Here is a 25,059-nt window from a genome sequence, read left to right as displayed (position 1 = left end):
GTGTTGTAGCAAGTCTTACACAAGGTCTTTCTGAGCGTGACGAAACCTTTTTTACGCAGCGGCAGTCTGGATAGGCTGGTCGCGTTGGGGGAAAATGGCCAGCCCATTTATGCCCAGGCGCAGTCAATCCGCGAGGCGCTGCGCCTCAAACAGCAACCGGCGATCGCAGATTGTCTGGCGATTCCGCAACTAAACGCCCAACAAGATCGCATCGATTGGTATGCACCGTTCAGCGGCCAGGTGCGCCCGTGGTCCGCGGCCGACGATAATCAACGACGTGCGGCGCTGACGCAGCTGGACGCCTGCCTGACTGACGTTGAAGCGCTCAGCCGGCAGGCAGTGGCCGCACCGCAGGCGGCCCTGCAGCGCTTCGGCGCCTTACTGCGCTACCTGCTGCGCTTTCCCGATATGCAGCACGTCTATCTGGTTGACGGTAAACCGGTGCTGACGTTCTGGGGGTTTAGCCATGCCGAGCACCGCAGCGACGACGATCCGTTCGCCTGCCTGCGCCCGGATGACGCTCCGCCGCCCGCCGTAACGACGCCCGCTGCCGTCGTCGCGCCCGACATGCCGGCGCCAGCGCCAATGGTTCCGTCGCAGCCGCGCGCCGCCGGCCGACGCCGACTGTTGCTGCCGGCTATCGTCGTGGTGGTGGCGACGCTGGCCGCGTTGGTCTGGCAATGGCGGCAACCTCCCGTCGCCGCTCCGCAGGCCGCCGTGTCCGCACCTGCGCCAGTGCGTCCGGCCGCGCCGCCGGCGATCGCCCTCCTGCCGCCGTTGCCACTGGCCAAGGCGACGCTGCTGCCTACGCCCGCGCCGGTTACCGCGCCCGTCGCGCCGCCGGACGACGGCAACGTGCTGATCATGCCCGCGGCGGCGGTGAAAGCCGGCTCCACCCGCTTTCTTAACGGGCAGTGGCGCGCCGTGGCGGACGTCAAAACGCCGCTCACCGGCAGACTGCCCAGCCTGCTTTACCGACTGCATAACGGCACGGGCAGCGTCACGCTCCGACAGGCGGATAACGTGCGCTGTCAGGTCAATGTTGAAACCGGGCTGATGCCGTCCGGCAAGCTGGTGATCAACAGCCGCAGCAAAGCGCGCTGCAGCGACGGCTCCCGCTATCAGATGCCGGAAATCATCTGCCAGCCGCAGGAAGAACACCCCGCCGCATGTAGCGGCCGCTACGGCCCCGACACGCTCTACCCCATGACGATCACGCGCGAGAAAAGATAATGCTGGCGACGCTTCCCCATTACCCCGCTCAGGTTACGCTGGTGCAAAACAGCGGCGTACAGTTTCTGGACTTCGGCCTGCCGCCGGAGGAAACCACGCCGGCGCTGCCCGGCGCCTACGTGCGTAAAACCGCCAACGGCCCGCTGCTGCAGCTGCGCTTTGACGCGGCATCAGGCAAACATCTGCTGACCCATGACGACGGCGCACCGCCGGAAACGGTGCGGCCGGAGCTGCGCCTGCCGTTCGAGCGTTCGCTGGCGCTGCTGGCGGAGCAGTGGCTGCCGCTGCCCTTTTTCCGTTTCAGTCAGGCGGGCGGATTTCTCAACGGCCCGGCAAACTGGGCGCGCATGCGTTTTACTCCGTTGACCCAGCCCGATGAGGACGGCTGCCTGTGGCGCATCACCCTGGCGTTCGATACCCAGCGGCAGGAGACGGATCCGCCGGCGCTGGCGCCGGATGCTAACGACGTCAGCGCCGGGCTGGCGTTCGCCCTGGCGCACCACAGCCGCGATCTCGATGAATTTCTCGATCAGACCTGGGTCGACGGCTGGCTGCGGGACGTGTTCCGCCAGCAGGCCGCGGCGCGTGAACGGCGCAGCGAAAGCGCGCTGCATGGCGCGCTGAAGACGTTTGAGTATCAGGCGCACTATCTGAACCTGCTGACGCTGCTGGGAGAGCGGCTGCGGCTGCCAACGATTCGCCTGATCGCCGACGGCCCGCAGGCGGTGCCGGTGCCGGTCGATCTGATCCTCGACGTCGGCAACTCCCACACCTGCGGAATTTTAGTCGAGCAGCATGCGCAAGAGCGCGACGGCCTGAAGCAGACTTATGCGCTGCAGCTGCGGGACTTCAGCCAGCCGCACCGGCTGCATCAGGCACCGTTCGACAGCCGGCTGGAGTTTGCCCAGGCGTCGTTCGGGTCGGAGAATTACTCTTTCCAGAGCGGGCGCGAGCGGGCGTTCTGCTGGCCGTCGCTGGTGCGGGTCGGCGACGAGGCCAGCCGGCTGGCGGCACAGCGTCAGGGCGCCGAGGGCAGCACCGGCCTTTCCAGCCCGCGCCGCTACCTGTGGGACGAGCAACCTTATAGCCACGGCTGGCGCTTTAATCAGCCGCAGGAGCCGATGGCCGCCGCCGCGCCGCTGTCGTTGCTGCTGAACGATGAGGGGCAGCCGCTGTATACGCTGCCGCCGGCGCAGCGGCTGCCGGTCTTCAGCGCCCATTACAGCCGCAGCGCGCTGATGACCTTGATGCTGAGCGAGCTGCTGGCGCAGGCGCTGATGCAGATCAACAGCGTGGCCCAGCGGCTGACCCAGCCGCACGGCAACGCGCCGCGGCGGCTGCGGCACATAATCCTCACCCTGCCCGCCGCGATGCCGAAACCGGAGCGCGAACTGTTCCGCCGCCGCATGGGCGAAGCCGTCGTTCTGGTCTGGACGGCGCTCGGCTGGCAGGCAGACGATGCGCCGCCGCAGCCGGAGATCCAAATGGAGTGGGACGAGGCCACCTGCGGCCAGATGGTGTATCTGTACAACGAAACGCAGGTCAACTTCGCCGGCGACAGTAAAGCGTTTTTTACCGCCATGGCGCGCCCGGATCGCCCCGCCGACCAGCGTGGCGCGGCGCTGCGCATCGCCTCCATTGATATCGGCGGCGGCACCAGCGATCTGTCGGTCACCCAGTTCTCGCTGGATGATGGCCTGGGACATAACGTAAAAATCATCCCGCAGCTGCTGTTCCGCGAAGGTTTCAAACTGGCGGGAGACGATATCCTGCTGGATGTGATCCAGCGCTATCTGCTGCCGGCGCTGCAGCAGACGCTGGAGCGGGCCGGCGTGGCGCATCCCGCCGCGCTGATGGACACGCTGTTCGGCAATCAGGGGCGGCTCGACGGCCTGTCGACGCGCCGCCAGCAAACGGCGCTGCAGCTGTTTATGCCGCTCGGCCGGGCGATCCTGCAGGCCTACGAAGCGTACGATCCACTGGACGCCGGCGCCGAGCTGGCGGCCACCTTCGGTGAGCTGCTGAGCCAGAGGCCGACCGACGGCGTACTGCACTTTATCAACGCGGAGGTTCAGCGCCGGCTTGGCCCCGACGCGCCGGCGTTCGACATTCTGCACACCCCGCTGCTGCTGCCGCTGCGCGATCTGCACGCGGCGTTTTTATCCGGGCAGATCCGCATCGCCGCCTGCCTGCGCGCCCTTTGCGAAGTGGTAGCCCATTACGCCTGCGACGTGCTGTTGCTGACCGGCCGCCCCTGCCGGCTGCCGGGCGTACAGGCGCTGCTGCGCCACCTGCAGCCGCTGCCGGCGGGCCGCATGCTGTCGCTGGACGGCTATCACGCCAGTCAGTGGTATCCGTTTGCCCGCCACGGACGCATCGACACGCCGAAATCCACCGCGGCGGTCGGCGCCATGCTGTGCCTGCTGGCGCTGGATCTGCGCCTCGGCAGCTTTTACTTCAAGGCCGGCGATTTTCAGCCCTATTCCACCCTGCGCTACCTCGGCATGCTGGATGCCCGGCAGAGCCTGAGCGACGATAACGTCTACTACCGCGATATCGATCTGGACCGCCACGACTTCAGCCTGGATGCGCGTGCCTTTAGCCTGCGCGGCCCGCTGCGCCTGGGCTTCCGCCAGCTGGATAACGAGCGCTGGCCCGCCTCGCCGCTGTATAGCCTGCAGATTGTCGATGCGCAGCTGGCGCGTCGGCTGGCCGGCAGCGCGGTGCTGCAGGTGCGGCTGCAGGTGGCCGACGGCGAACGGTTCGAACTGGCGACCGCCACGCTGGACGACGGCGAAACGGTGCCGCTGTCGCACCTGCAACTGAGATTAAATACCCTGGCGGCCGGCGACGACGCGGCAAACCATTACTGGATCGACAGCGGGAGCGTGTTTCAACCATGAATGCTATTTCTTTACCGGCACGCCGCCTGCAGGACGTTGCGCAGCAGGCGCTCGACTGGCTGCAGGAGGCGCGCCATGATTCGGCGCGACTGGCGGCGGAAGCGGAGAGTCTGGCGCTGCGCCTACGCCGCTGCCGGCGCGACGCCCGGCGGCTGGCCGCCGCCGCTGACGACGACTGCAGCCTGGGGATCTACGGCCATGCGCCGCAGGTAAAAGCCGCGCTGCTGCATCAGTTGGCTATCGCCCGGCTGCCCGTCGGGCAACCGGCGCTGACGCTGCGCTATCGCCGGACGCCGCAGCCGACAACCCCCTGCCTGACGCTGCTGGAGGAGAGCGATCTCGCCGGGCTGCTGTTTTTCGCCGCCGGCGCACAGCCGCCGGACCGCCAACGGCTGGCGGCTGGCCTGTCCGCCCTGCGCCGTCACTCCGCTTCATCACCGTCGCCAAGCGTTGATGAAGACCGTCTGCTGACGCTGTGGGAGACCCTGAGCCACTACCTGCCGCAGATCGCCGACGATCCGTTCTGGCCGGCGGCGCTAACGCTGGCGCCGGGCCTGAGCATCGACCAGCGTACGACGCTATTCGCCCCGCTGTGGGGGGAACGACCGGCATTCAGCGCGCTCTATCGCCGGCTGGCGCACCGGCTGCAGGATCTTGGCGGCCGCCGCTTTGCGCTGACGACGGACAGCGACACGCTGAGCGCGATGATCGACGGCTCGGCGGCGGACTGGCTTAACGACGAAGACGCATGCTATACCGTACTGCAGCCGCTGTCGGGGGAACAGACGCCACAGCGCTGTCCGCAGGCGGAACTGGCGCTGCTGGCGGCCGAACTGACGCTGAGCACGCCGTCGGGCGACGACATCTTTAATCATCCCGTCGATCTGCTGGATATTCCCGGCGTCGACGCCGAATGTGAGCAGGCGCTAACATCAACCCTGTTGTCTGCCAAACGCCGCTGGCTGTTGCACCGCAGCGGCGATGGCAGTCAGCCCGATCTGCTGCTGGTCAGCAGTGCGGCAGCCGAGCGACTGGCGGTATTACCGGCCGCTAAAGCGCTCGCCCGCTGGCAGCGCGTGCAGCAGGGCTGCCTGCCGGCCCCGGCGGACAAACCGGATGTTATCTGGCTGCTCACCGCACGCAGCGACGCCGCACAGGCGCATGAGGCCGCCGTACAGCGCCATATCGGCCAGCCGGGCGTCCACTGGGGCACGCTGCTGGCGCAGGATGCGCAAGACACCCGACGCATGCTGGATTACCTGACGACGGCGGTCGATCGCCACGCCCGCCAGCGGCGGCTGGACGACCAGCGGCAGGCGCTGCTTGATATTCTGGCGAAAACGGTGCTGGGCGACTGGCTGCCGGCGGCGGACGGCGATGAGCGCCGGCAACAGCAGCAGATCGCCCGGCGTCTGCTGCAGACGCTGCAGGCGCGCACCGGGACGCACGGCGATCTGCTGCAACAGCTGCTGCCGCCGCAGGAAGCGCTGCTGCATCTCTATCAGCAGCCGGCGCCGCTGGCCGGCGATCGGCCGTTCGGGATCGGCATCGAGCTGGATCTGCTGGCGCCCTTGGCCGCCGGCGGCGATAGCTCCCCGCCGGCGTCATCTTTTGCCGACGCCGCGCTGCGCCTGTGGCTGGCGCACCTGCGCCGTCTGGCGGATAACCGCGCGCTGCAACGGCAGCTGGATATCGACAGCCGCTGCCTGAGCCTGCTGGCCGATACGCTGATTAACGCCGCCTGGCGGCTGGGCATCGACCGCCAGCTGCGCGACGCGCTGGCGACGGACAGCGGCAATGCACAGCGGCAAACCTCGCTGACGCTCGGCGTGCTCGGCGATTTTGTCGCCTGGCTGGGCTTTCAGCAATGCCCGCCGCCGCAGCGCCCCGCCAGCCGCATCCATCAGGGACAGCCGATTTTTGTCTCCCCGCATACATCGTCCGGCGATCCGGCGACGTCGCGCCTGACCCGGCTGGCAACCGCGCCGGTCAATAACGCCGCCTTCTATGTCTATGACTGGCTGGTGGGATTGCAGACGCTGGCGGAAGACAACGCCGGCCAGCGCGCGGCCGCCAGCCTGCCGGCGCGGCAGCAGCAACGTCTGGCGCACATTGTGGCGGCGCTGGATGATGACGGATTGACGGGGGAGTAATAAAGACGGTGACGTACGGGGTCATGGTCGGAGAGCGCGAAAAAAGGCCCCGCGTCACCGCGATGGGCTCAGGAGCCTTTCATCTTCCTGGACATAAGATCCATGATTTTATGAACAATATAAAAAACCACCACCGTCGCGGTGATGGCTATCAGCCGTGCGGTCACCGTTTCAAAGTGAAAGAAAAAATAGACGCATAGTGCCAACATGACGAAAAGCATCAGTTGAAACAGTACATCCCGGAAGAAGCTTATGCCTCGTTTGAGAATTCCAGCGTTTTTCATTGCGCTCTATGTTCCAGAATCTCCAGTATTTTCACAAATTCCCCTTCGCCGTACCGGTTACGAACGCTCAATGCATCAATGAAAGGTTCCAGATACGGTTGTAGGATAATGAACGGGAAAGGTACTGTAATGTGCCGGGAAAATCTTATGGTTGGTACTAAGAAGAGGCAGACTTTTACTGAAGCGTAGCGCTCTATCAATAAGTGTTAGCGCCATCGCTATTCTGTACGGCAATATGGGGCCGCAGCCCCATAGCGGGAGCGATCAGTAACGATCGACGCTGACAATCTGCTCCAGCGGCAGTTTGCCGATGCGCGGATAAGGCTGGCTGATGCCCTTGCCGATCGCCACCATCAGGGCGATCTGATAATGATCCGGCTTATTGACGACCTTGCCGACCGCCTCAAAATCGAAGCCGTCCATCGGACAGGAGTCATAGCCCTGCGCTTTGGCGGCCAGCATCAGCGTCTGGGCGAAAATGCCGCTGCTGCGCATGATTTCATCGCGCTGCACCTGCGGCTTGTCACGGTAATACTGGTCAATCGCCGGGTACATAAACTGCTGCACCGGCTCCGCCGCCTCGCCCCAGATGCTTTTCACCTGCGATTCCCAGCTGGACAGATCGCCGCACAGCAGCACCAGCATGGAAGCGTCGGTCACCTGCGCCTGATCCCAGGCCAGTTCGCGGATCGCCGCCCGCTGGGCAGCATCTTCCACCAGCAGCGGACGCCAGTGCTGCAGGTTAAACGCGCTCGGCGCATTTTGCAGCGCGATATTCAGCAGCGCTTTTTTCTCATCCAGCGTCATCGCATGCTGGCTGTCGAACTGTTTGGTCGCCCGGCGTTGGGCAATTGCGTCAAGCGTATTCATCCGTAACCTCATTGAATTTATATGTAGCGTCGCTGCTATTCTCAGAATATTTCATCGCATGTCCAGCCCGCGCCGCGCCGGTGAGCACGTTTTGTCAGGTTCCCTGCCGCAGATAGGCGGCCATTTCGTCCTCCGGCACCATCCCGCCGCCGGTGGCCCACACCACGTGGCTGGCGTTTGCCATCTGCTGTTCACTCAAACCTTGCTGCGCCTGCCACTGCGGGTTAGCAACCACTCTCCACGGCCCCGGCATGCCGGCCAGCGCCGAAGGCTCCAGCCGGATCTGCTCATGCCGATCCAGCAGCGCCAGCAGCTGGTACATCTCCTCATCGCTCAGGGTATAAAAACCGTCCAGCAGGCGCTCCATTGCCCGGCCGACAAAGCCGGAAGGCCGCCCCACCGCCAGGCCGTCCGCCGCCGTCAGGTTATCGATGCCGATATCCTGCACCGCTATCGCGTCGTGCAGGCCGGTATGCACGCCCAACAGCATGCAGGGGGAATGGGTCGGTTCGGCGAACAGGCAGTGAACATGGTCGCCGAAGGCCAGCTTCAGGCCGAACGCGACGCCGCCCGGCCCGCCGCCCACGCCGCACGGCAGATAGACAAACAGCGGATGCTGTTCATCCACCACGATGCCCTGCCGCTCGCACTGCTGCCTCAGCCGGCCGCCGGCCACCGCGTAGCCGAGAAACAGCGTTTTTGAGTTTTCATCGTCGATAAAGAAACAGTGCGGATCCGCTGCCGCCTGTTGCCGCCCCTGTTCTACCGCTACGCCGTAATCTTCTGCATATTCGATGACGTTCACTCCGTTTTCCCGCAGCTTCTGCTTTTTCCAGCCGCGGGCATCGGCGGACATATGCACGCTGACGTTAAAGCCCAGCTTGGCGCTGATAATGCCGATCGACAGCCCCAGATTGCCGGTCGAACCGACGGCGATGCGGTAGCGGCTGAAGAACGCACGGAATTCGGCCGAAAACAGGCGCGCATAGTCATCCTCCGGCTGCAGCAGGCCGGCGCCCATCGCCAGCATTTCCGCGTGGGTCAGCACTTCGTAAATACCGCCGCGCGCTTTGATTGAGCCGGAGATCGGCAGATGACTGTCTTTCTTCAGCCACAGCCGCCCCGTCAGCGCGCGGCCATAACGGCCGTTCAGCGCCTGCCGCATGGTGTCGATCGCCACCAGTTCCGATTCAATCACCCCGCCCGTCGCACGGGTTTCCGGGAAGGCCGCGCTCAAATAGGGCGCAAAACGCGCCAGACGCTGCTCCGCCAGCGACACGTCCTCGCGCCCCAGGCCGACAAACGGCAGTCCCTGCGCCAGCGTGGTGGCGCGCGGGTTAAACCAGGTAAGCGGTTCCAGAGCCTGCAGTCTGGCGACCAGAGGATAGCGGTGAATCAGGGTGTTCAGCTCTTGCTGCTGCATAACGACAGCTCCTTGCAGGTGAATGGCGACAGCATGACGCACTATCGCTGATAACGATATCTTTTTTCTGCGTTTTCCCTCCCCGCAGCGGAGAGGGAAAACATCGTAGCTGCTTTACCCCTGACGATTAGCCGCCGCCTCCAGCGCGGCGATATCGATTTTACCCATTTTCAACATCGCTTCGGCCACGCGCTGTGCCCTGGCCCGATCGTCACCCCGGACCAGCTCGCCCAGCCGTTTCGGCACCACCTGCCAGCTGATGCCCCAGCGGTCCTGCAGCCAGCCGCAGGGTTCGGTCTTGCCACCTTCGCTGAGCGCCGCCCACAGGCGATCGACCTCGGCCTGATCGTCACATTCGGCGGCAATCGCAAAGCGGTGGGTAAAGGGATCCATCGGGTGAGCCTCAAACGCCAGATAACGCTGATCGCCCAGGATAAAGCCGGCCATTTTGACGCTGCCCGCCGGGCCGGACGGCGAATCTGCGGGCAGCGTCGAATGCCATTCCAGCTTCGAGCCGGGAAACAGCGCGATATAGCAGGTCAGCGCGTCTTCCATACCTTGCGCAAACCACAGTTGCTGCCTGATGATGGCCATAGCGCCCTCCTTTACTCATCGAGCAGCGTGGAAAAACCGCCGAAAATCATCCGCGCACCGTCAAACGGCATCTCATTGCCGAACGCCTGCATGCGCGGGTCGCTGCGCATCTTGCCGTTCGCCTCGTCGCGCACCTGTTTGGACGGATACTCAATCCAACTGAATACCACCACCTCGTCAGCCGTGGCCTTCACCGCGCCGCGAAAATCGGTGACTTTACCGTCGGGTACGTCGTCCCCCCAACACTCCACCACGCGGGTGGCGCCGAACTCCTTAAACAGCGGCGCGGCTTTCGCCGCGAGCGCACGGTACGCCTCCTGATTGGCGGCGGGCACCGCCACCACAAAACCGTCTACATATTTCATGTTCAGGCTCCTCTGTCTTGTCAGACAGTCAGGTTGTCGACGACGCCGATGGAAAACCGGCGCCCCCTACCATTTTAGTCGCCCGTGCAGATAGTCACGCAGGTTAATCAATTTTATCCGCCGCCGGCAGCGCCGTGCCGCCGCCCATCACCTTATACAGCGTGATCAGGTTCTGGTAATGGGTCTGCTGCACGGCGATCAGCGACTGGCGCGCGCTGTACAGCGTGCGCTGCGCCGTCAGCAGGTTCAGATAGCCGTCGACGCCGTGGCGGTAGCGCAGCTCCGCCAGCTGCGCGTACTGCTGCGCCGCCGCAACGTTGCCGCGCTGCGCGCTCAGTTGCTGATGCACGGTGGCGCGGCGCGCCAGCGCGTCCGACACCTCCTGAAAGGCGGTCTGCACCGTCTTCTCATAGCTGGCGACATAGGCCTTCTGCTGGGCGTTGGCGTAATCCAGCGTCGCCGAGTTATAGCCGCCGCTGAAAATCGGCAGGCTGATGCTCGGCGCAAACGACCAGATTCCGGCCCCCTGGCTGAACAGCGATGACAGCGACGCGCTGCCGACGCCGCCGCTGGCGGTCAGCGAAATGGTGGGGAAAAACGCCGCCCGCGCCGCGCCGATATCCGCGTTGGCCGACTTCAGCGTGTGTTCGGCCGCCAGCACGTCCGGCCGGTTCAGCAGCACCTGTGACGAGACGCCCGCCGCCAGTTCCCGCATGCTGCCGGCCAACGCCTCGATGCCCGCTGGCAGCAGATCGGCCGCGACCGGCTGACCAACCGCCAGCACCAGCGCATTGTTGTCCTGCGCCACCAGGGTGGCGTATTCGGCCACGTCGGCGCGCGCCGCCTGATAGACGGTGTCCGCCGAGGCAACGTCCACCAAAGAAGCGATGCCGTGCCGCTGGTTGTTGCGCGTCACCGCCAGCGAGCGCTGCGCGCTGACCATGGTGTCCTGCGCCGCCGCCAGGTTGCTGCGGTCGGCCGCCAGCGTGATCCACGCCTCCACCACGGTGGCGATCACCGATAGGCGCGTGCTGCGCGCCGCCTCGGCGCTGCTCAGGTAGCTTTCATACTGGGCGCGCGTCTGGCTGCGGTTTTTGCCGAACAGATCCAGTTCAAAAGCGCTGGTGCTGGCCTGCGCCTGATAGCTCTGACTGATGGCGGTGGCATTGCCGCTGCCGCTCAGCGCCCGCGAGCGGCTGCCGTCGAGGCCGGCGTCAAGGGTCGGCAGCAGCGAGGCGCGGCTCTGCGCATACTGCGCGCGGGCGGCGGCGATATTGGCAATCGCCTCGCGCAGATCGCGGTTGGCGTCCAGGCTCAGCGCCACCACCTGCCGCAGCCGGGCGTCGGTAATGTAATCGCGCCACGCCACCTGCGGATAGCCCGCCGTCTGGCTAGCCGCGGCGCTGTCGCCGAGCGTGACCGGCAGCGCCGGTCGCTGATAGTCCGGATCCAGCGACAGGCAGCCGGCCAGCAGCCACGGCAGGGAAACCACCGCCAGCCGTTGCAACAGCTTATTCTGCGTCATGTGAAGCATCCTTATCATCGGTCAGTCCCTGCGGCTTGCCGGCGAACACGCGGCGCACCAGGACGAAGAACAGAGGAACAAAGAAAATGGCCAGTACGGTCGCGGTCAGCGTGCCGCCAAGGATGCCGGTGCCGATGGCGATCCGGCTGTTGGCGCCGGCGCCGCTGGACAGCGCCAGCGGCAGAATACCGGCGCCAAAGGCCAGCGAGGTCATCAGAATCGGCCGCAGCCGCAGCGCCGCGGCCTCCACCGCCGCCGCCGTCAGGGTGGCGCCGCGCCGGTAGGCGTCTTCGGCAAACTCGACGATTAGAATGGCGTTCTTCGCCGACAGGCCAATCACCGTCAGCAGCGCCACCTGGAAGTAAACATCGTTCTCCAGGCCGCGCAGGCCGATCGCCAGCAGCGAGCCGACCACGCCCAGCGGCAGCACCATCATCACCGAGAACGGAACCGACCAGCTTTCATACAGCGCGGCCAGACACAGGAACACCACCAGAATGGAGATGGCGTACAGCGCCGAAGCCTGCCCGCTGGTCAGCCGCTCCTGATAGGACAAACCGCTCCAGGCGTAGCCGGTGCCGGCCGGCAGCCGCTCCGCCAGTTTGGCCATTTCATCCATCGCCGTGCCGGAGCTGACGCCGGATGCGCCCTGTCCCTGGATTTCATACGCCGCCAGACCGTTGTAGCGCGACAGGTTTTCCGGCCCGTTGATCCAGCGGCTGCTGGCAAAGGCGGAGAACGGCGTCATGCTGTCGTCGCTGCCGCGCACAAACCACTTATCAATGTCCTCCGGTTTACTGCGGTATGGCGCATCGCCCTGCAGATAGACCTTTTTCACCCGGCCGCCGTCGATAAAGTCATTGACGTAGCTGCCGCCCAGCGCGCTGCTGAGCGTGCTGTTGATATCGCTGGTGCTCAGCCCCAGCGCGCTGGCTTTGGCATCGTCGACGTCCACCTGCAGCTGCGGCATATCCGGCAGCGTATTGGCGCGCACCGCCGACAGCGAGGCGTTTTCACCGGCCTGCTGCAGCAGTTGGTTGCGCATCGCCAACAGCTGTGCGCGCGTGGTGCCGGCGCGCGCCTGCAGTTCAAAGGTAAAGCCGTTCGACTGGCCGAGACCGGACACCGACGGCGGCGTCAGCGAGAAAATCTGCGCATCGCGTTCGCGGGAGAAGTGGGCCATCGCCCGCTTGGCGATCGCATCGGCGCTGTTCTCGCTGCCCGGCCGCTCGCTCCAGTTTTTCAGCGAGATAAACCCCATGCCGGCATTCTGTCCGCTGCCGCTCAGGCTGAAGCCGGAGACGGTGAACACCACGTTGACGTTGTCTTTCTCCTGAGTCAGGAAGTAATCCTTGATTTTATTGCTGATAACCGCGGTGCGCGCGTCCGTCGCGCCGGCCGGCAGGGTAAACTGCACCATCACATAGCCCTGATCTTCCGTCGGTAAAAAGCCGGTCGGCAGGCGGAAGAACATCAGCCCACAGCCCGCCAGCACCACGGCGTACAGCAGCAGATAGCGCGCCGGGCCGTGAATCACCCGGCCGACCCGCTGCCGGTAACCCGCCTGCAGCCGTTGATAGCCGCGGTTAAACCGGCCGAACAGCCCGCGGGTGCCGTGCTGTTCATCCAGGGGTTTGAGCAGCGTGGCGCACAGCGCCGGGGTCAGCGTCAGCGCCACCACCACCGACAGCACCATGGAAGAGACGATGGTGATCGAAAACTGGCGGTAGATGACCCCGGTCGAACCGCCGAAGAACGCCATCGGCAGAAACACCGCCGACAGCACCATCGCAATGCCGACCAGCGCGCCGGTGATCTCCCCCATCGACTTTTCCGTCGCCTGGCGCGGCGGCAGCCGCTCTTCACGCATCACGCGCTCAACGTTTTCCACCACCACGATGGCGTCATCCACCAACAGACCGATGGACAGCACCATGCCGAACAGCGTCAGGGTATTGATCGAGTAGCCGCACGCCGCCAGCACGCCGAAGGTGCCAAGCAGCACCACCGGTACGGCGATCGCCGGGATCAGCGTGGTGCGCAGGTTCTGCAGGAAGACAAACATCACCACCACCACCAGCACAATCGCTTCCAGCAGGGTTTTCACCACCTCTTCGATCGAGATATGGATAAAGTCGGTGCTGTCCAGCGGGTAGGCCACCTTATAGCCCTGCGGCATGCCGCGCTGGAAATCGCTGATGGCGGCCTTGACCGCCTGCGCCGTCGACAGCGCATTGGCGCCCGGCGCCAGCATCACCGCAATGCCGGCCCCCGGATGGCCGTTGACCTGCGAGTGGGCACTGTAGTCTTCCGCCCCCATTTCCACCCGCGCCACGTCGCCCAGGCGCACCAGCGCACCGCTGCCGGCGCTTTTAACGATAATCTGGCGAAACTGCTCCGCCGTCTGCAGCCGCGAACGCGACATCACCGTGGCGGTCAGCTGCTGATCGCCGCCCGACGGCAGCGCGCCGAGTTTGCCCGACGACACCTGAGTGTTCTGCGCTTCAATGGCGCTGGTCACATCCGACGGCATCAGCGAATAGGACGCCAGCTTGGTCGGGTTAAGCCAGATGCGCATGGCATGCTGCGCGCCAAACACCCGCACGTCGCCCACGCCCTGCACCCGCGCCAGCGTATCCTGCATATTGCTCACCAGGTAGTCGGAGATATCGTTGGCGCTGCGGCGGTCGGTTTCATCGTACAGCGCCATAATCAGCAGAAAGTCGCTCTGCTTTTTGGTCACCGTGATGCCCTGCGCCGTCACTTCGCTCGGCAGACGGCTCTCCGCCTGCTGCACCTTGTTTTGCACCTGCACCTGGGCGATATCCGGATCGGTGCCCTGATCAAAGGTGACCGTGATCGATACCGAACCGTCGGAACTGCTGGAAGAGGAGAAATAGAGCAGACCGTCAAGGCCGGTCAGCTGCTGCTCGATCACCTGCGTTACGCTGTTTTCCAGCGTTTCCGCCGAGGCGCCCGGATAGGTGGCGGAAATCGCCACCGACGGCGGCGCCACGTCCGGGTACTGTGAAATCGGCAGCGAGCGGATCGCCATCAGGCCGCACAGCATAATGATAATGGCGATGACCCAGGCGAATACCGGGCGACGGATAAAGAATTTCGCAAACATGTTACTGCACCTTATCCTTGGCGGTCGCCACTTCGACGGCGCTGACCCGGCTGCCCGCCTTCACCTTATCGGTGCCTTCGACAATCAGCCGATCGCCCGCCTGCAGGCCGGAGGTCACCAGCCAGCTGCTGCCAATCACCCGGTCGGTCACCACCCGGCGCTGTTCCACCTGATTCTGTCGGTTTACCACCCAGGCGGTGGCGTTGCCGTCGGCATCGCGGCCGATCCCCTGCTGCGGCGCCAGAATCGCCTGCGGATCGACGCCGTTTTCCACCGTCGCCCGCACATACATGCCCGGCAGCAGCTGGTGCTGCGGGTTGGGCACCACCGCCCGCAGGGTGACCGAGCCGGTTGACTCATCCACCGCCACTTCGGTTAACGCCAGTTTTCCCTGCTGGGCATAGGCCGTGCCGTCCTCCAGCTGAACCTTCACCGGCACCGTCTGCGACGTTTTGACCCCCGCCAGGCGTTTGCGCAGCTTCAGCAGTTGGCTGCTGGACTGCGTCAGGTCGATATAGATCGGATCCAGCGCGCGGATAGTGGCCAGCGCGTCGCTCTGACCGGCGGTCACCAGCGCGCCGGGAGTGACGGCGGAAATGCCGATACGGCCGGCAATCGGCGCCCGCACCTGGGTGTAATCCAGATTGACTTTGGCGCTGGCGACCGCCGCGCGGTACTGCGCAACCGACGCCAGCGCCTGTTGATAGCTCGCCTGCGCATCATCGGCGTCCTGCTGAGACACGCCGTTTTCTTTTACCAGCGCCGCATAGCGCTGTGCCTTAAGGCGGCTGGATTTTACCGTCGCCCGGGCATTCTGCAGCTGCGCCAGCGCCTGATCGTAACTGGCCTGATAGCTGGCCGGATCAATCTGATACAGCAGCTGACCTGCCTTCACCTCCGCGCCCTCGGTGAACAGCCGCCGTTTGATAATGCCGTCAACCTGCGGACGCACCTCAGAACTCATCGCGGCGGTCACCCGCCCGGAAAGCTCGCTGCTCAGCGTCACCGGCCGGGCCTGCAGCGTCCGCACGCCAACTTCCAGCGGCCCCGCCGCCGGCGCGTCCAACGGCCGATCGCAGCCGCTTAACAGCAGCGACAGGCCGAACAGCGCAACACGTGTTACTCGCATAGAAAATCACCGATAGATAAAGAATGAACGTTTATTCTCAATGATAAGGAGATCGCCGATGCGCAACCGTCAGGATTTGGTAAAGGTTACCGAGGCAGAGTGAAAAAGTGGTTAACAGCGGCGAAATACTGCACACAGTGTGCAGAACGCGGTGCGGCGGTTTACGATAAAAAAAGGGCCGAATCGTCTGCCGATTCGGCCCTGTTTACTGGCATAATGCGATTATGCTTCGGCGTTGGCGGCCGTGGGTTTGACGCGCGCTTCCGTAGCCGGCTTCGCCTGTACGGCGGCGGCTGGCGCAGATTTTTCTTTCTTCTTGCCGGCGTTGGAAATCAGGTTAAACAGTTCGCCCAGACCGTAAATCGCCCCGAGCAGCACCGCTACCATCACCGGCACCAGAATCACCACCATCGCCAGGCTTTCTAACATCTCAATCATCGTCGTCTCCTGGTCAATACTATTAATAACGGCGCACCTGGCCGTCAGCGGAAAAATGAGCAAAATATCCCCTCCCGAAGAGAGCGTTCTCTCAGGGATTTTTCCTCATCGAATAAAGATGTCCCATTTGTGACAAGAGTGGTCACACTTTGACGTGGATCAATGTAACGTACACAGTTACATTAAAGCAATGCAAAAAAATGCTCTTTAAAGAGCCAATGATTCATCAGATTGATTAATTGGGCAGGTGTGACGTCGATGCCGGTTCGCAGGGGGTAAAAGGATAGCCGGCGCAGGCTTCTACCCGGCCGACGATATCGGCCAGCGTGGTTTTCGCCAGCGTATGGTCCATCTGGCGGCTGATGCGCTCAAACTCGTCTTCCAGCACGGGAATTATCGCGTGGCCGATATAGCAGGCATCGTTGGGTTTGGAACGGTGCAGCGGGAAGTAAGGCTGCTCTTCCACCGCATGGTAGATATCGCGCAGCGTAATCTCGTCGGCCGGCCTGGCCAGCAAGGCCCCGCCCCCTTGTCCCATTTGCGAATGCGTCAGCCCCGCTTCCGCCAGCGCGCCGAGAATGCGGCGCACCACCGTCGGGTTGGTATTCACACTGCGGGCAATATCCTCAGAACGCACCGCCTGGCCGCGGAACAGCGTAATATTGGTAAGTATGTGAATAGCAACGGCAAAACGGGTTGAGGTAGACACGCTGGCACCTGCTGTATTTCTTATGACTGGATAAGAATGTCATATCTGTGACACGAGAGTCCCATACTGAATAGCGGATCGCCAAAAGTCAATTCATGCGGCGTACGCTTTTAGCTTTTTGTGTCATTGGTAACACAATCGCGCCTGCGCCGATAATATCGCGCTTTTCTCCGCCATGTCCGCGTCCGCCGCGCAGCGTTGCAGGCTGCCTCTGCGCACGCGACGATTTCCCGCACAGGTAAATAAGGTTCCCCCCATAAAAAATTAAGAATATTTCCCTATTTTATTTTTGAACGGCGGAATACATTCACTGCAACTTTTACCGAGGCATTAATCTTTACGTTATCGTTTATTAATTCCTCACTTTTACCAGGAAACACTATGAACATTAAACGTACCGCTGGCGTAGCTGTTTTGATTCTGTCAACGCTGTCTGTTACTGCGTGTGGTCACATGTCTAATCGCGATCGTAATACCGCCGTCGGCGCCGGCGTCGGCGCTCTGGGCGGCGCGGTGCTGACCGACGGCAGCACCCTGGGAACCCTGGGCGGCGCTGCGCTGGGCGGCATCATCGGCCACCAGACCAGCCGTTAATTACCGTTAACTCAGACGTTGCAGCCGCTCCCTGGCTGCAACGTCGGCTTTATTCCACGGCTAATTAATACCTTTATTTCCCTTTCGGCGCGGACGCTGAAAAATAGCATAGCGCTGCCGCCGTCTATTTTCTTTTTAACGTTAACCACGCGTCACTTATTCCAACGCCTTATCGCCGGTTTCTTCAAAACGGGCAACCGCCAGCAACGAAATTAATACGCAGATCATCATATACCAGGCCGGCGCCATTTTATTGCCGGTAACGTCCAGCAACCAGGCGGCAACCAGCTGCGCGGTACCACCGAACAGCGATACCGCCACCGCGTAGGCGCTGGCCATATAGCTGGCGCGGATATGGCGCGGGAAGCTTTCCGGCATCAGCGCGTAGGCCGGCGCGGAGCCCATGGTGTAGAACAGCATCAGCACGATCATCACCGACATGACCGCCGGCAAGGTGGGAAAGTGCGTCATGGCCCAGAAGGCCGGGTACAGCAACAGCAGCAGCATCAGGCGGCCGAACATCGCCAGCGGTTTACGCTTGCGCAGTTTATCCGACCAGGCGCCGTAGATCGGACACATCACAAACGAAATCACGCTGGTCGCCAACGCCACCATAATCGACAGCCGCTCCGGCAGCCCCAACTGCTGGATACTGTAGGTCGGCAGGTAGTAAATCATGATGTAACTGGAGACCGACATGCCCATGATTGAAAAAACCGTCAGCAGCCAGTTGCGCACGTGGCGCGCCTCGAACATCCGCCGTTCTGCCGGTTTGGCCGCCGGCGGCTCGTCAACGATATGCCGGCGCAGATAGATGCCCACCGGCACAATCAGCGTGCCGAGCAGGAACGGGATGCGCCAGCCCCACTCCGCCAGCGCGTCCGCCGACAGGCTGAAGGTCAGAACGGCGGCCACCGCCGCCCCCAGCAGCGCTGCCGCCCCCTGGCTGGCAAGCTGCCAGCTGGCGCGAAAACCGCGGCGCTCGTCGGAGCCGGTTTCCAGCAGCGTGGCGGTGGCGGCGCCGAATTCGCCGCCTTGGGCAAAGCCCTGAATCAGCCGCGCCAGTACGATCAGCGCCGGCGCGGCCACGCCGATGGCGGCATAGTTGGGCGCCAGGCCAATCATCGCCGCCCCCAGCGCCATCAGCATAATGGTCAGCGTCAGCGCCGCCCGGCGTCCCTTTCTGTCGGCATAGTAGCCCAGCACCACCCCACCGAGCGGCCGGGCGACAAAGCCGATGGCAAAGGCGGAAAACGCCAGCATGGTGGAGATGACCGGATCGTGGCTGGGGAAAAACTGTTTACTGATCGCCAAGGCGAAATAGCTGTAGACGGTAAAATCATAAAACTCGAGAAGATTACCGAACACGGCAGCGACAATAATCTTTCGCTGCGAGGTTTCAACCGTGTGCATAGACACTGCTCCTGTCTGTTAACCCTGTCTGTCATTAAGGCCGCGCCAGGCGGCGTATCGTTGTTATGGTTATGCCGTGAGGAAACGTTCCGTCAGCCGCGCCCAGTAAGCGGCGCCGACCGTCAGGTTGGCATCGTTAAAGTCGTAGGCGGCGTTGTGCAGCATGGCGCTGTCGCCATTGCCGAGGCGCATAAAGCAGCCCGGACGCTGCTGCAGGTAGTAGGCGAAATCCTCACTGCCGGCGATCGCGGGAAACGGCGCGACCACCTGCTGTTCGCCCAGCAGCTCTGTGGCTACCTGACGGGCGAATTCAGTTTCCTGTGGGTGATTGATCAGCACCGGGTAACCCGGCAGGATGTCGACCTCGGCACGCGCGCCGTAGCCGGCGGCATGCTGCTGCGCCAATTCGCTGATGCGCTGTTTTAACTGCTCGCGCACCTGCGGATTAAACGAACGCACGCTCAGTTCCATCGTGGCGCTTTGCGGGATGACGTTGGCGGCGTGACCGGCATGCAGCGAGCCGATGGTGACCACCGCCGCCTCGGTCGGGTCGATATTGCGCGCCACCACCGTCTGCAGCGCCATCACCAGACTGCTGGCGGCAACCAGCGGATCGACCGCCAAATGCGGCCGCGCCGCATGGCCGCCCTTACCGTGCAGCGTGATGGTGATGGTATCGCAGGCCGCCATAAAAGGGCCGCTGCGGAACATCATGGTGCCGGCGGGATAGCCGGGATGGTTATGCATGCCGAAAATGGCGTCGCACGGGAAGCGTTCAAACAGGCCGTCGGCGATCATGCGCTGCGCCCCGCTGTTGCTGCCCACCTCTTCCGCCGGCTGAAACACCAGGTGCAGGGTGCCGGAGAAGCTGCGGCTCTGTGCCAGATAGCGCGCCGCCCCCAGCAGCATGGCGGTATGGCCGTCATGGCCGCAGGCATGCATTACGCCCGGCTGCCGGCTGCGGTAGGCGTGGTCGCCGCTTTCCTCGATCGGCAGCGCGTCCATATCGGCGCGCAGCGCCAGCCGCTTGCCGCCATCGCCGACCTGCAGCGTGCCCACCACGCCATAGCCGCCGATGCCGGTGGTGACCTGATAGCCCCACTGCCGCAGCTTGTCCGCCACCAGCGCGGCGGTTTGCTGCTCAACGTTGGACAGTTCAGGATGCTGGTGCAGGTGGCGTCGCAGCGCGGTAAGCTCCTCCTCCAACGGCGCGACATCCGTCAACTCCGTATAATTACCGTTACTTTTCATTTGGTTACACCCATCAATCAGTAAAGGGAACCATCGAGTCTAGCACCGGTTTTTTACTGCTCACATAACATACCGCGTGCTATTGTGTTGCCTTTAAGTCAACAATCGAGGCGGCAATCATGCGTGGAGACAGCTTTGTCAGCGAGGTGGATGAGCGCCAGCTGCGTTATCTGTATGAAGTGGCCAACTACGGCGGCGTGCGCGCCGCCGCCGATAAACTGGGCGTTAACGCCTCCGCCGTCAGCCGCCAGCTGGCGCAGTTGGAACACAAGTTGGATATGGTGCTGCTGGAACGTCAGGGGCGCGGCGTCACGCTGACGGAAATCGGCCTGCATCTGGTGGATTTCTACCGCGAACGTCTGCAGCGCCAGCAGGAGCTGACGATGCAGCTGCAGGAGTTCCGTCAGTTAAAGCGCGGCCATATCGCCATCGGCGTCGGCGAAGGGTTTATCGACCGGCTGCTGGGCCGCGCGCTGCGCGATTTCAGCGAGCACTATCCGGATATCGTGGTGGACGTGCGCTGCGGCTCCACCGCCGAGATTATCGCCATGGTGCGCGAAGGCCAGGTGGATATGGGGCTGTGCACCGGCGTTGACGATTTTGATCCGCGGCTCAAGGTGCGCTCGTTTCGCGGTGCGCCCTTTTCCGCCGTGGTCAGCGTCAGCCATCCTTTGGCCGGACAGCGCAGCGTGACGGTGCGCGAGCTGCAGGCCCAGCGGCTGATTTTTATGCCCGACCACTTTGGCGTACAGCGCTATCTGCACGCGCTGGCGCAGGCCGAACAGATCCACTTCGCCCCGTCCTACCGCTGCAATATGTTTACCGCCGCGCAGGCGATCGCCGCCGCCGGGCTGGGCGTGGCCTTTATGTCCAGCGACGCCACCCGGCATCCGCTCGACGAGCGGCGCGTCACGGCGATCCCGATCGATCATCCGATCGCCCGCGCCTTTCCCAGCCAGCTGATCTGCCGCGCCGGGCGGCGTATGACGCCCGCGGTCAGCTACCTGTGGAAACAGCTGGAGCGCGGCATGATGCGCACGGGCGGGAAGTCATAACGGGAAGAGACGGCCTGCCGGTACGTTGCCCGGCAGGCCGCGGGGGATCAGCCTTTAATGCTGGATACCACGTTCAGCGGCTGGGCGTCCGGCAGGATATTCATATGCTCCAGCACCTGACCCATGATTTTACCGAACACCGGGCCGGCCACCGAACCGCCGAAGTGTTTGCCGGCCTTCGGGTTGTTGACCATCACCACCAGCGCCACCTGCGGGTCACTGGCCGGCGCGACGCCGGCGGTGTAGTTGATATAGCCGCCGTCGTATTTGCCGTTGCTGCCCATTTTCTCCGCGGTGCCGGTTTTAATCGCCAGACGGTAGCCCGGCACCGCGGCGCTGACGCCGCTGCCGCCCGGCAAGGCGTCGCTTTCCATCATATGCACCACCGATTTCACCACCGAGGCCGGCATAATGCGCTGCCCCACCACCGGCGGTGTCACCTTGGTGATCGACAGCGGCCGGTAGACGCCGAACGCGCCGATCGCCGCGTACTCGCGCGCCATCTGCAGCGGCGTCACCCGCAGGCCGTAGCCGAACGAGAAGGTCGCGCGCTCAATATCCGCCCAGCGCGTGCGGTGCAACGGCAGATAGCCGCTGCTTTCGTTACCGATGCCCAGCTCGGTCGGTTTCCCCAGGCCAAAGTTCTGGTACACCGCCGGCAGAATGGTGGCCGGCATTGCCAGCGCAATATGCGACACCGCGATATCGCTGGATTTTTGCAGCACGCCGGTGATGCTCAGCTTCGACCAGTGCCCCACGTCGCGGATCAGGTGGCCGTTAACCCGGTACGGCGTGGTGTCCAGCACGGTATCGGGCTGGATCAGATGGCGGTTGAGGCCGACCATCACCACCAGCGGTTTCACGGTGGAACCCGGTTCGAAGCTGTCGCTGCTGCACACGTTGCGGATATTCTGCGACGGCGCGTTGGCGTAGTTATTCGGGTTAAAGGTCGGGTAGCTCGCCATGCCGAGCACTTCGCCAGTGTTGACCTTCACCAGCACCGCACAGCCTGAATCCGCCTGGTTGGCGATCACCCCGTCGCGGATCTGGGCAAACAGCACATACTGAATAAATTTATCAATGCTCAGCGTAATGTTCGGCGGCGGCACCGGATCGACGTTTTTCAATACGTTAATCACCGCGCCGTTGCCGTCTTTCTGGTACACCCGCAGGCCGTTTTTGCCCTGCAGCAGGTGGTTAAAACCGCGTTCGATGCCTTCCAACCCCTGATTATTCTGGCCGACAATGCCGATCAGCCCGGCGGCGTCTTGCCCCATCGGATAAAAGCGGCTGAAGTCCTGCTCGCTGCTGACCCCGGTCAGATGCAGCTTCTTGATATATTCCGCATTGTCATCCTCTACCTTGCGCGCCAGGTAGACGAAGCGTTTGCGGGCGTTACGCTGGATCAGCGCTTGAATATCGCTCAGCGGCATCTTCAGGATATTGGCCATGCTCTGCCAGCGTTCGTCGCCGGTATTGGTCTGGGTGTCGATAATATGTTTCGGGTCAAGCACGATATCACGTGAGGAAACGCTGACCGCCAGCGCTTCGTTATGGCGATCGCTGATCATACCGCGGTTGGTCGGCACCACCTGAGTACGCACCGAGCGCTGATCCGCCTGGCTGGTCAGCTGCTGGTGCTCCAGCAGCTGCAGATAACCGACGCGCAGCATCAGCAGGATAAAGCACAGCAGTATCCCGGCGCAGATCCAGCCAAAGCGTAATGAAGAGTAATTTTTAACGTTTTTTTTTGAAGATGGTGCCACTGTTAACCCTGCGTTTTTATTCGGATTCTTTATCTCTGCAGTCTACCCAGAAAAATCCAAGCGGAAGGTTGCAGTTTGTAAGAAAGTAACAATAAGCTTCAGTTACTGTTGCACATCGGCACTGTCACTCATCGGCGCCTTCACTTTCTCCGGTTCACCGGCCGGCGGCGCGTTGGCCGGGTCGAAAATATGATCGAGGATCGCCCGCGCGGTCGGCCCGGCGACCACGCCGTCCCCCCCGCCGTTCTCCAGGATCAGCGCCATCGCCACCTTCGGGTGTTGATACGGCGCAAACAGGGTGTAGAAGATATGGTCACGCAGCCGCACCGGGATCATTTTGGCGTTATAGGTCTGGTTCTCCTTCAGCCCGAACACCTGCGAAGTACCCGACTTGGCGGCAATGTGGTAAGGCGCGCTGTGGAACAGCTTGTAGCCGGTGCCGTTAGGCAGGTTAGCCATGCCGTACATGCCGTTGCGCACAATGCCCCAGTACGGCGAGTGGGGGTCGCCGACCTGCGCGCCGTGCGCCGGCTGCCGGTAAAGGCTGACCTGCGCGCCGCGCTTCATGGAGTACAGCAGGTGCGGATTTTTCACCTTGCCGTTATTGAGCAGAATGGTCAGCGCCTTGACCATCTGAATCGGCGTGGCGATCCAATACCCCTGGCCGATGCCCACCGAAATGGTATCTCCCTGATACCAGGTCTTTTTGTGCACCCGCTGTTTCCACTCACGGCTCGGCAGCACCCCGTTGTACTCTTCATTCAGATCGATGCCGGTCGGCCTGCCGTAGCCGAACTGACTGAGCCAGCTGTGAATGCGGTCGATCCCCAGGTCGAACGCCACCTGGTAGAAGAAGGTATCGGCGGATTCCTCAATCGCCTTGGTGACGTTCAGCATGCCGTGGCCGCTTTTCAGCCAGTCGCGGTAACGGCGTTTGGTGCCGGGCAGCGTCCAGGTCGGCGCGCCGAAATAGGTGGTGCTCGGCGTGATCACGCCGGAGAATAAGGCGGACAGCGCCATATAGGGCTTCACCGTTGACGCAGGCGGATACAGCCCCTGAGTCGCGCGGTTGATCAGCGGCAGATCGGGGTTGGACAGCAGCGTTTTATACGCCTTGTAGCTGATGCCTTTCACAAACGGGTTGGGATCGTAGCTCGGGCTGGAGACCATCGCCAGAATGCCGCCGTCGCGCGGGTCTTCCACCACCACCGCCGCACGCTGGTTCTTCAGCACCGATTCGATGTACTGCTGCAGATGCACGTCCAGCGTCAGATAGATGTTTTTACCGGCCTGTGGCGGCTGCTCTTTCAGCAGCCGGACGATGCGGCCATGGTTATCCACTTCCACTTCCCGATAGCCGGTCACGCCGTGCAGCTCTTTCTCGTAATAGCCTTCGATACCCTGCTTGCCGATGTTGTGGTCGGCCGCATAGTTCTCCATCTCTCCGCTTTGGCTCAACCGTTTAATGTCGCGATCGTTGATTTTCGACACGTAACCCACCACGTGCGCCAGCTGCGTGCCGTAGGGGTACTGCCGCTGCTGATAGCTGTCGACCGTCACGCCGTTAAAGCGGTATTGATTAACGGCGAAGCGCGCCACCTGCGTTTCGCTCAATTCACTTTTTAGCGTCACCGGTTTATAGCGGCTGGTGTGCGCCATTTCATCGCGGAAGCTGCTGATATCGTCCGGCGTTAAATCGACAATCGGCGTCAACGCCTGCAACAGCGCCGACATGTCGCTGATTTTGCTGGGGACGACCTGCAATTGATACAGCGTAAGGTTGCGCACCAGCGGCACGCCGTTACGATCATAGATCAGCCCGCGGCTGGGGGCGATCGGCACCATTTTGATATCGTTCTGATTGGAGCGCGTCTGATAGAAATCGTGTTGTTTCACCTGCAGGCGGTACAGGTTGTAAATCAGCGCGCCGAAGCAGGCCACAACGACCAACAGCGCCACGCCGGCGCGGCGGACGAACAGCATTTCCTCGGCGGAATGGTCGCGAATTTTCTCTTTTAATAGGGCCATGCGGGGCGGGTTACCTGTCTGACTGTCTCTTTCCCGCTGTAAAAACAACGGCTTGAAAAACGGCCAAGCATAGCGTTATTCCGCAAACCTCCCCATGAAAAGGTTGCTAATGATGTAGCAGAAATGTTTCAGCATGTTTGAATGTGTCGCGAAACGGTAATTTCTCCGCGCGCAGGCATTGAGCCGCCAACCAGGC

At 62.7% G+C, this 25,059-nt stretch carries 17 protein-coding genes and 1 pseudogene; 5 read left to right on the top strand and 13 right to left on the bottom strand.

The annotated features are described in order from the left end of the window. Positions 1-36: 36 nt before the first annotated feature. Genes D781_RS10645 through D781_RS10635 form a run of 3 tightly spaced genes read left to right on the top strand, consistent with a single transcriptional unit; the run spans position 37 to position 6,289 of the window. Positions 37-1,233: an SrfA family protein gene (locus tag D781_RS10645; protein WP_015672328.1), complete on the top strand. Its 1,197-nt coding sequence runs from the start codon at positions 37-39 to the stop codon at positions 1,231-1,233. Continuing rightward, positions 1,233-4,136 carry a virulence factor SrfB gene (locus D781_RS10640; RefSeq protein WP_015672327.1) on the top strand — a complete coding sequence of 968 codons (2,904 nt, stop codon included), beginning with the start codon at positions 1,233-1,235 and terminating at the stop codon, positions 4,134-4,136. The genes D781_RS10645 and D781_RS10640 overlap by 1 nt, the downstream gene beginning before the upstream one ends. Further along, positions 4,133-6,289 (top strand): virulence factor SrfC family protein, encoded by a 2,157-nt coding sequence (locus D781_RS10635; protein ID WP_015672326.1) that lies wholly within the window; start codon positions 4,133-4,135, stop codon positions 6,287-6,289. Before D781_RS10640 ends, D781_RS10635 begins: the two co-directional genes overlap by 4 nt. Before the next feature lie 548 nt (positions 6,290-6,837). Here the strand turns inward: D781_RS10635 and D781_RS10625 are convergent. From D781_RS10625 to D781_RS10585, 9 genes and pseudogenes are all read right to left on the bottom strand, one after another. Beyond that, on the bottom strand, positions 6,838-7,443 hold the full coding sequence (locus tag D781_RS10625) for a nitroreductase family protein (protein ID WP_015672324.1): 606 nt from the start codon (positions 7,441-7,443) through the stop codon (positions 6,838-6,840). 94 nt (positions 7,444-7,537) lie between these two features. Beyond that, positions 7,538-8,866, bottom strand: a complete 1,329-nt coding sequence (locus D781_RS10620; RefSeq protein WP_015672323.1) for a D-serine ammonia-lyase — start codon at positions 8,864-8,866, stop codon at positions 7,538-7,540. 114 nt (positions 8,867-8,980) lie between these two features. Continuing rightward, a complete protein-coding gene (locus tag D781_RS10615) occupies positions 8,981-9,460 on the bottom strand; it encodes a VOC family protein (protein ID WP_015672322.1) in 480 nt (159 codons plus the stop codon). Positions 9,461-9,471: 11 nt separating this feature from the next. Continuing rightward, positions 9,472-9,825: a DUF1428 family protein gene (locus D781_RS10610; protein WP_015672321.1), complete on the bottom strand. Its 354-nt coding sequence runs from the start codon at positions 9,823-9,825 to the stop codon at positions 9,472-9,474. Positions 9,826-9,928: 103 nt separating this feature from the next. Continuing rightward, on the bottom strand, positions 9,929-11,335 hold the full coding sequence (locus D781_RS10605) for an efflux transporter outer membrane subunit (RefSeq protein WP_041412094.1): 1,407 nt from the start codon (positions 11,333-11,335) through the stop codon (positions 9,929-9,931). Position 11,336: 1 nt separating this feature from the next. Further along, positions 11,337-14,480, bottom strand: a complete 3,144-nt coding sequence (locus D781_RS10600; RefSeq protein ID WP_015672319.1) for an efflux RND transporter permease subunit — start codon at positions 14,478-14,480, stop codon at positions 11,337-11,339. A 1-nt stretch (position 14,481) separates the two neighbouring features. Further along, positions 14,482-15,609 carry an efflux RND transporter periplasmic adaptor subunit gene (locus tag D781_RS10595; protein ID WP_015672318.1) on the bottom strand — a complete coding sequence of 376 codons (1,128 nt, stop codon included), beginning with the start codon at positions 15,607-15,609 and terminating at the stop codon, positions 14,482-14,484. A gap of 306 nt (positions 15,610-15,915) precedes the next feature. After that, positions 15,916-16,047 (bottom strand): annotated as a pseudogene (locus tag D781_RS24130) (AcrZ family multidrug efflux pump-associated protein); the annotation flags it as partial. 235 nt (positions 16,048-16,282) lie between these two features. Next, a complete protein-coding gene (locus D781_RS10585; protein ID WP_015672316.1) occupies positions 16,283-16,756 on the bottom strand; it encodes an Rrf2 family transcriptional regulator in 474 nt (157 codons plus the stop codon). A 381-nt stretch (positions 16,757-17,137) separates the two neighbouring features. Here D781_RS10585 and osmB point away from each other — a divergent pair, with 381 nt between their 5' ends. After that, the gene (gene osmB / locus D781_RS10580) at positions 17,138-17,350 is read left to right on the top strand and encodes an osmotically-inducible lipoprotein OsmB (RefSeq protein ID WP_015672315.1); all 213 of its coding nucleotides are present in this window, start codon (positions 17,138-17,140) and stop codon (positions 17,348-17,350) included. A gap of 156 nt (positions 17,351-17,506) precedes the next feature. On the opposite strand, the gene D781_RS10575 is transcribed toward osmB, so the two are convergent. Together D781_RS10575 and D781_RS10570 are read right to left on the bottom strand one after the other, a co-directional pair. Further along, the gene (locus D781_RS10575) at positions 17,507-18,763 is read right to left on the bottom strand and encodes an MFS transporter (protein WP_015672314.1); all 1,257 of its coding nucleotides are present in this window, start codon (positions 18,761-18,763) and stop codon (positions 17,507-17,509) included. Between the two features lie 69 nt (positions 18,764-18,832). Further along, positions 18,833-20,014: a M20 aminoacylase family protein gene (locus D781_RS10570; protein WP_015672313.1), complete on the bottom strand. Its 1,182-nt coding sequence runs from the start codon at positions 20,012-20,014 to the stop codon at positions 18,833-18,835. 119 nt (positions 20,015-20,133) lie between these two features. On the opposite strand from D781_RS10570, the gene D781_RS10565 reads away from it, so the two are divergent. Beyond that, on the top strand, positions 20,134-21,069 hold the full coding sequence (locus tag D781_RS10565) for a LysR family transcriptional regulator (protein ID WP_015672312.1): 936 nt from the start codon (positions 20,134-20,136) through the stop codon (positions 21,067-21,069). Between the two features lie 47 nt (positions 21,070-21,116). Here the strand turns inward: D781_RS10565 and D781_RS10560 are convergent, their stop codons facing one another. Next, a complete protein-coding gene (locus D781_RS10560) occupies positions 21,117-22,835 on the bottom strand; it encodes a penicillin-binding transpeptidase domain-containing protein (protein WP_015672311.1) in 1,719 nt (572 codons plus the stop codon). Between the two features lie 102 nt (positions 22,836-22,937). After that, positions 22,938-24,863, bottom strand: coding sequence for a penicillin-binding protein 2 (mrdA, locus tag D781_RS10555; protein ID WP_015672310.1), 1,926 nt, complete (start codon positions 24,861-24,863; stop codon positions 22,938-22,940). Between the last annotated feature and the right edge of the window lie 196 nt (positions 24,864-25,059).

The organism is Serratia sp. FGI94 (genome assembly GCF_000330865.1).
Taxonomy (GTDB): Bacteria; Pseudomonadota; Gammaproteobacteria; order Enterobacterales; family Enterobacteriaceae; genus Serratia_B; species Serratia_B rubidaea.
The sequence above is the reverse complement of the archived record's forward strand: the minus strand, read 5'-3'. Positions and strand labels throughout refer to the sequence as shown.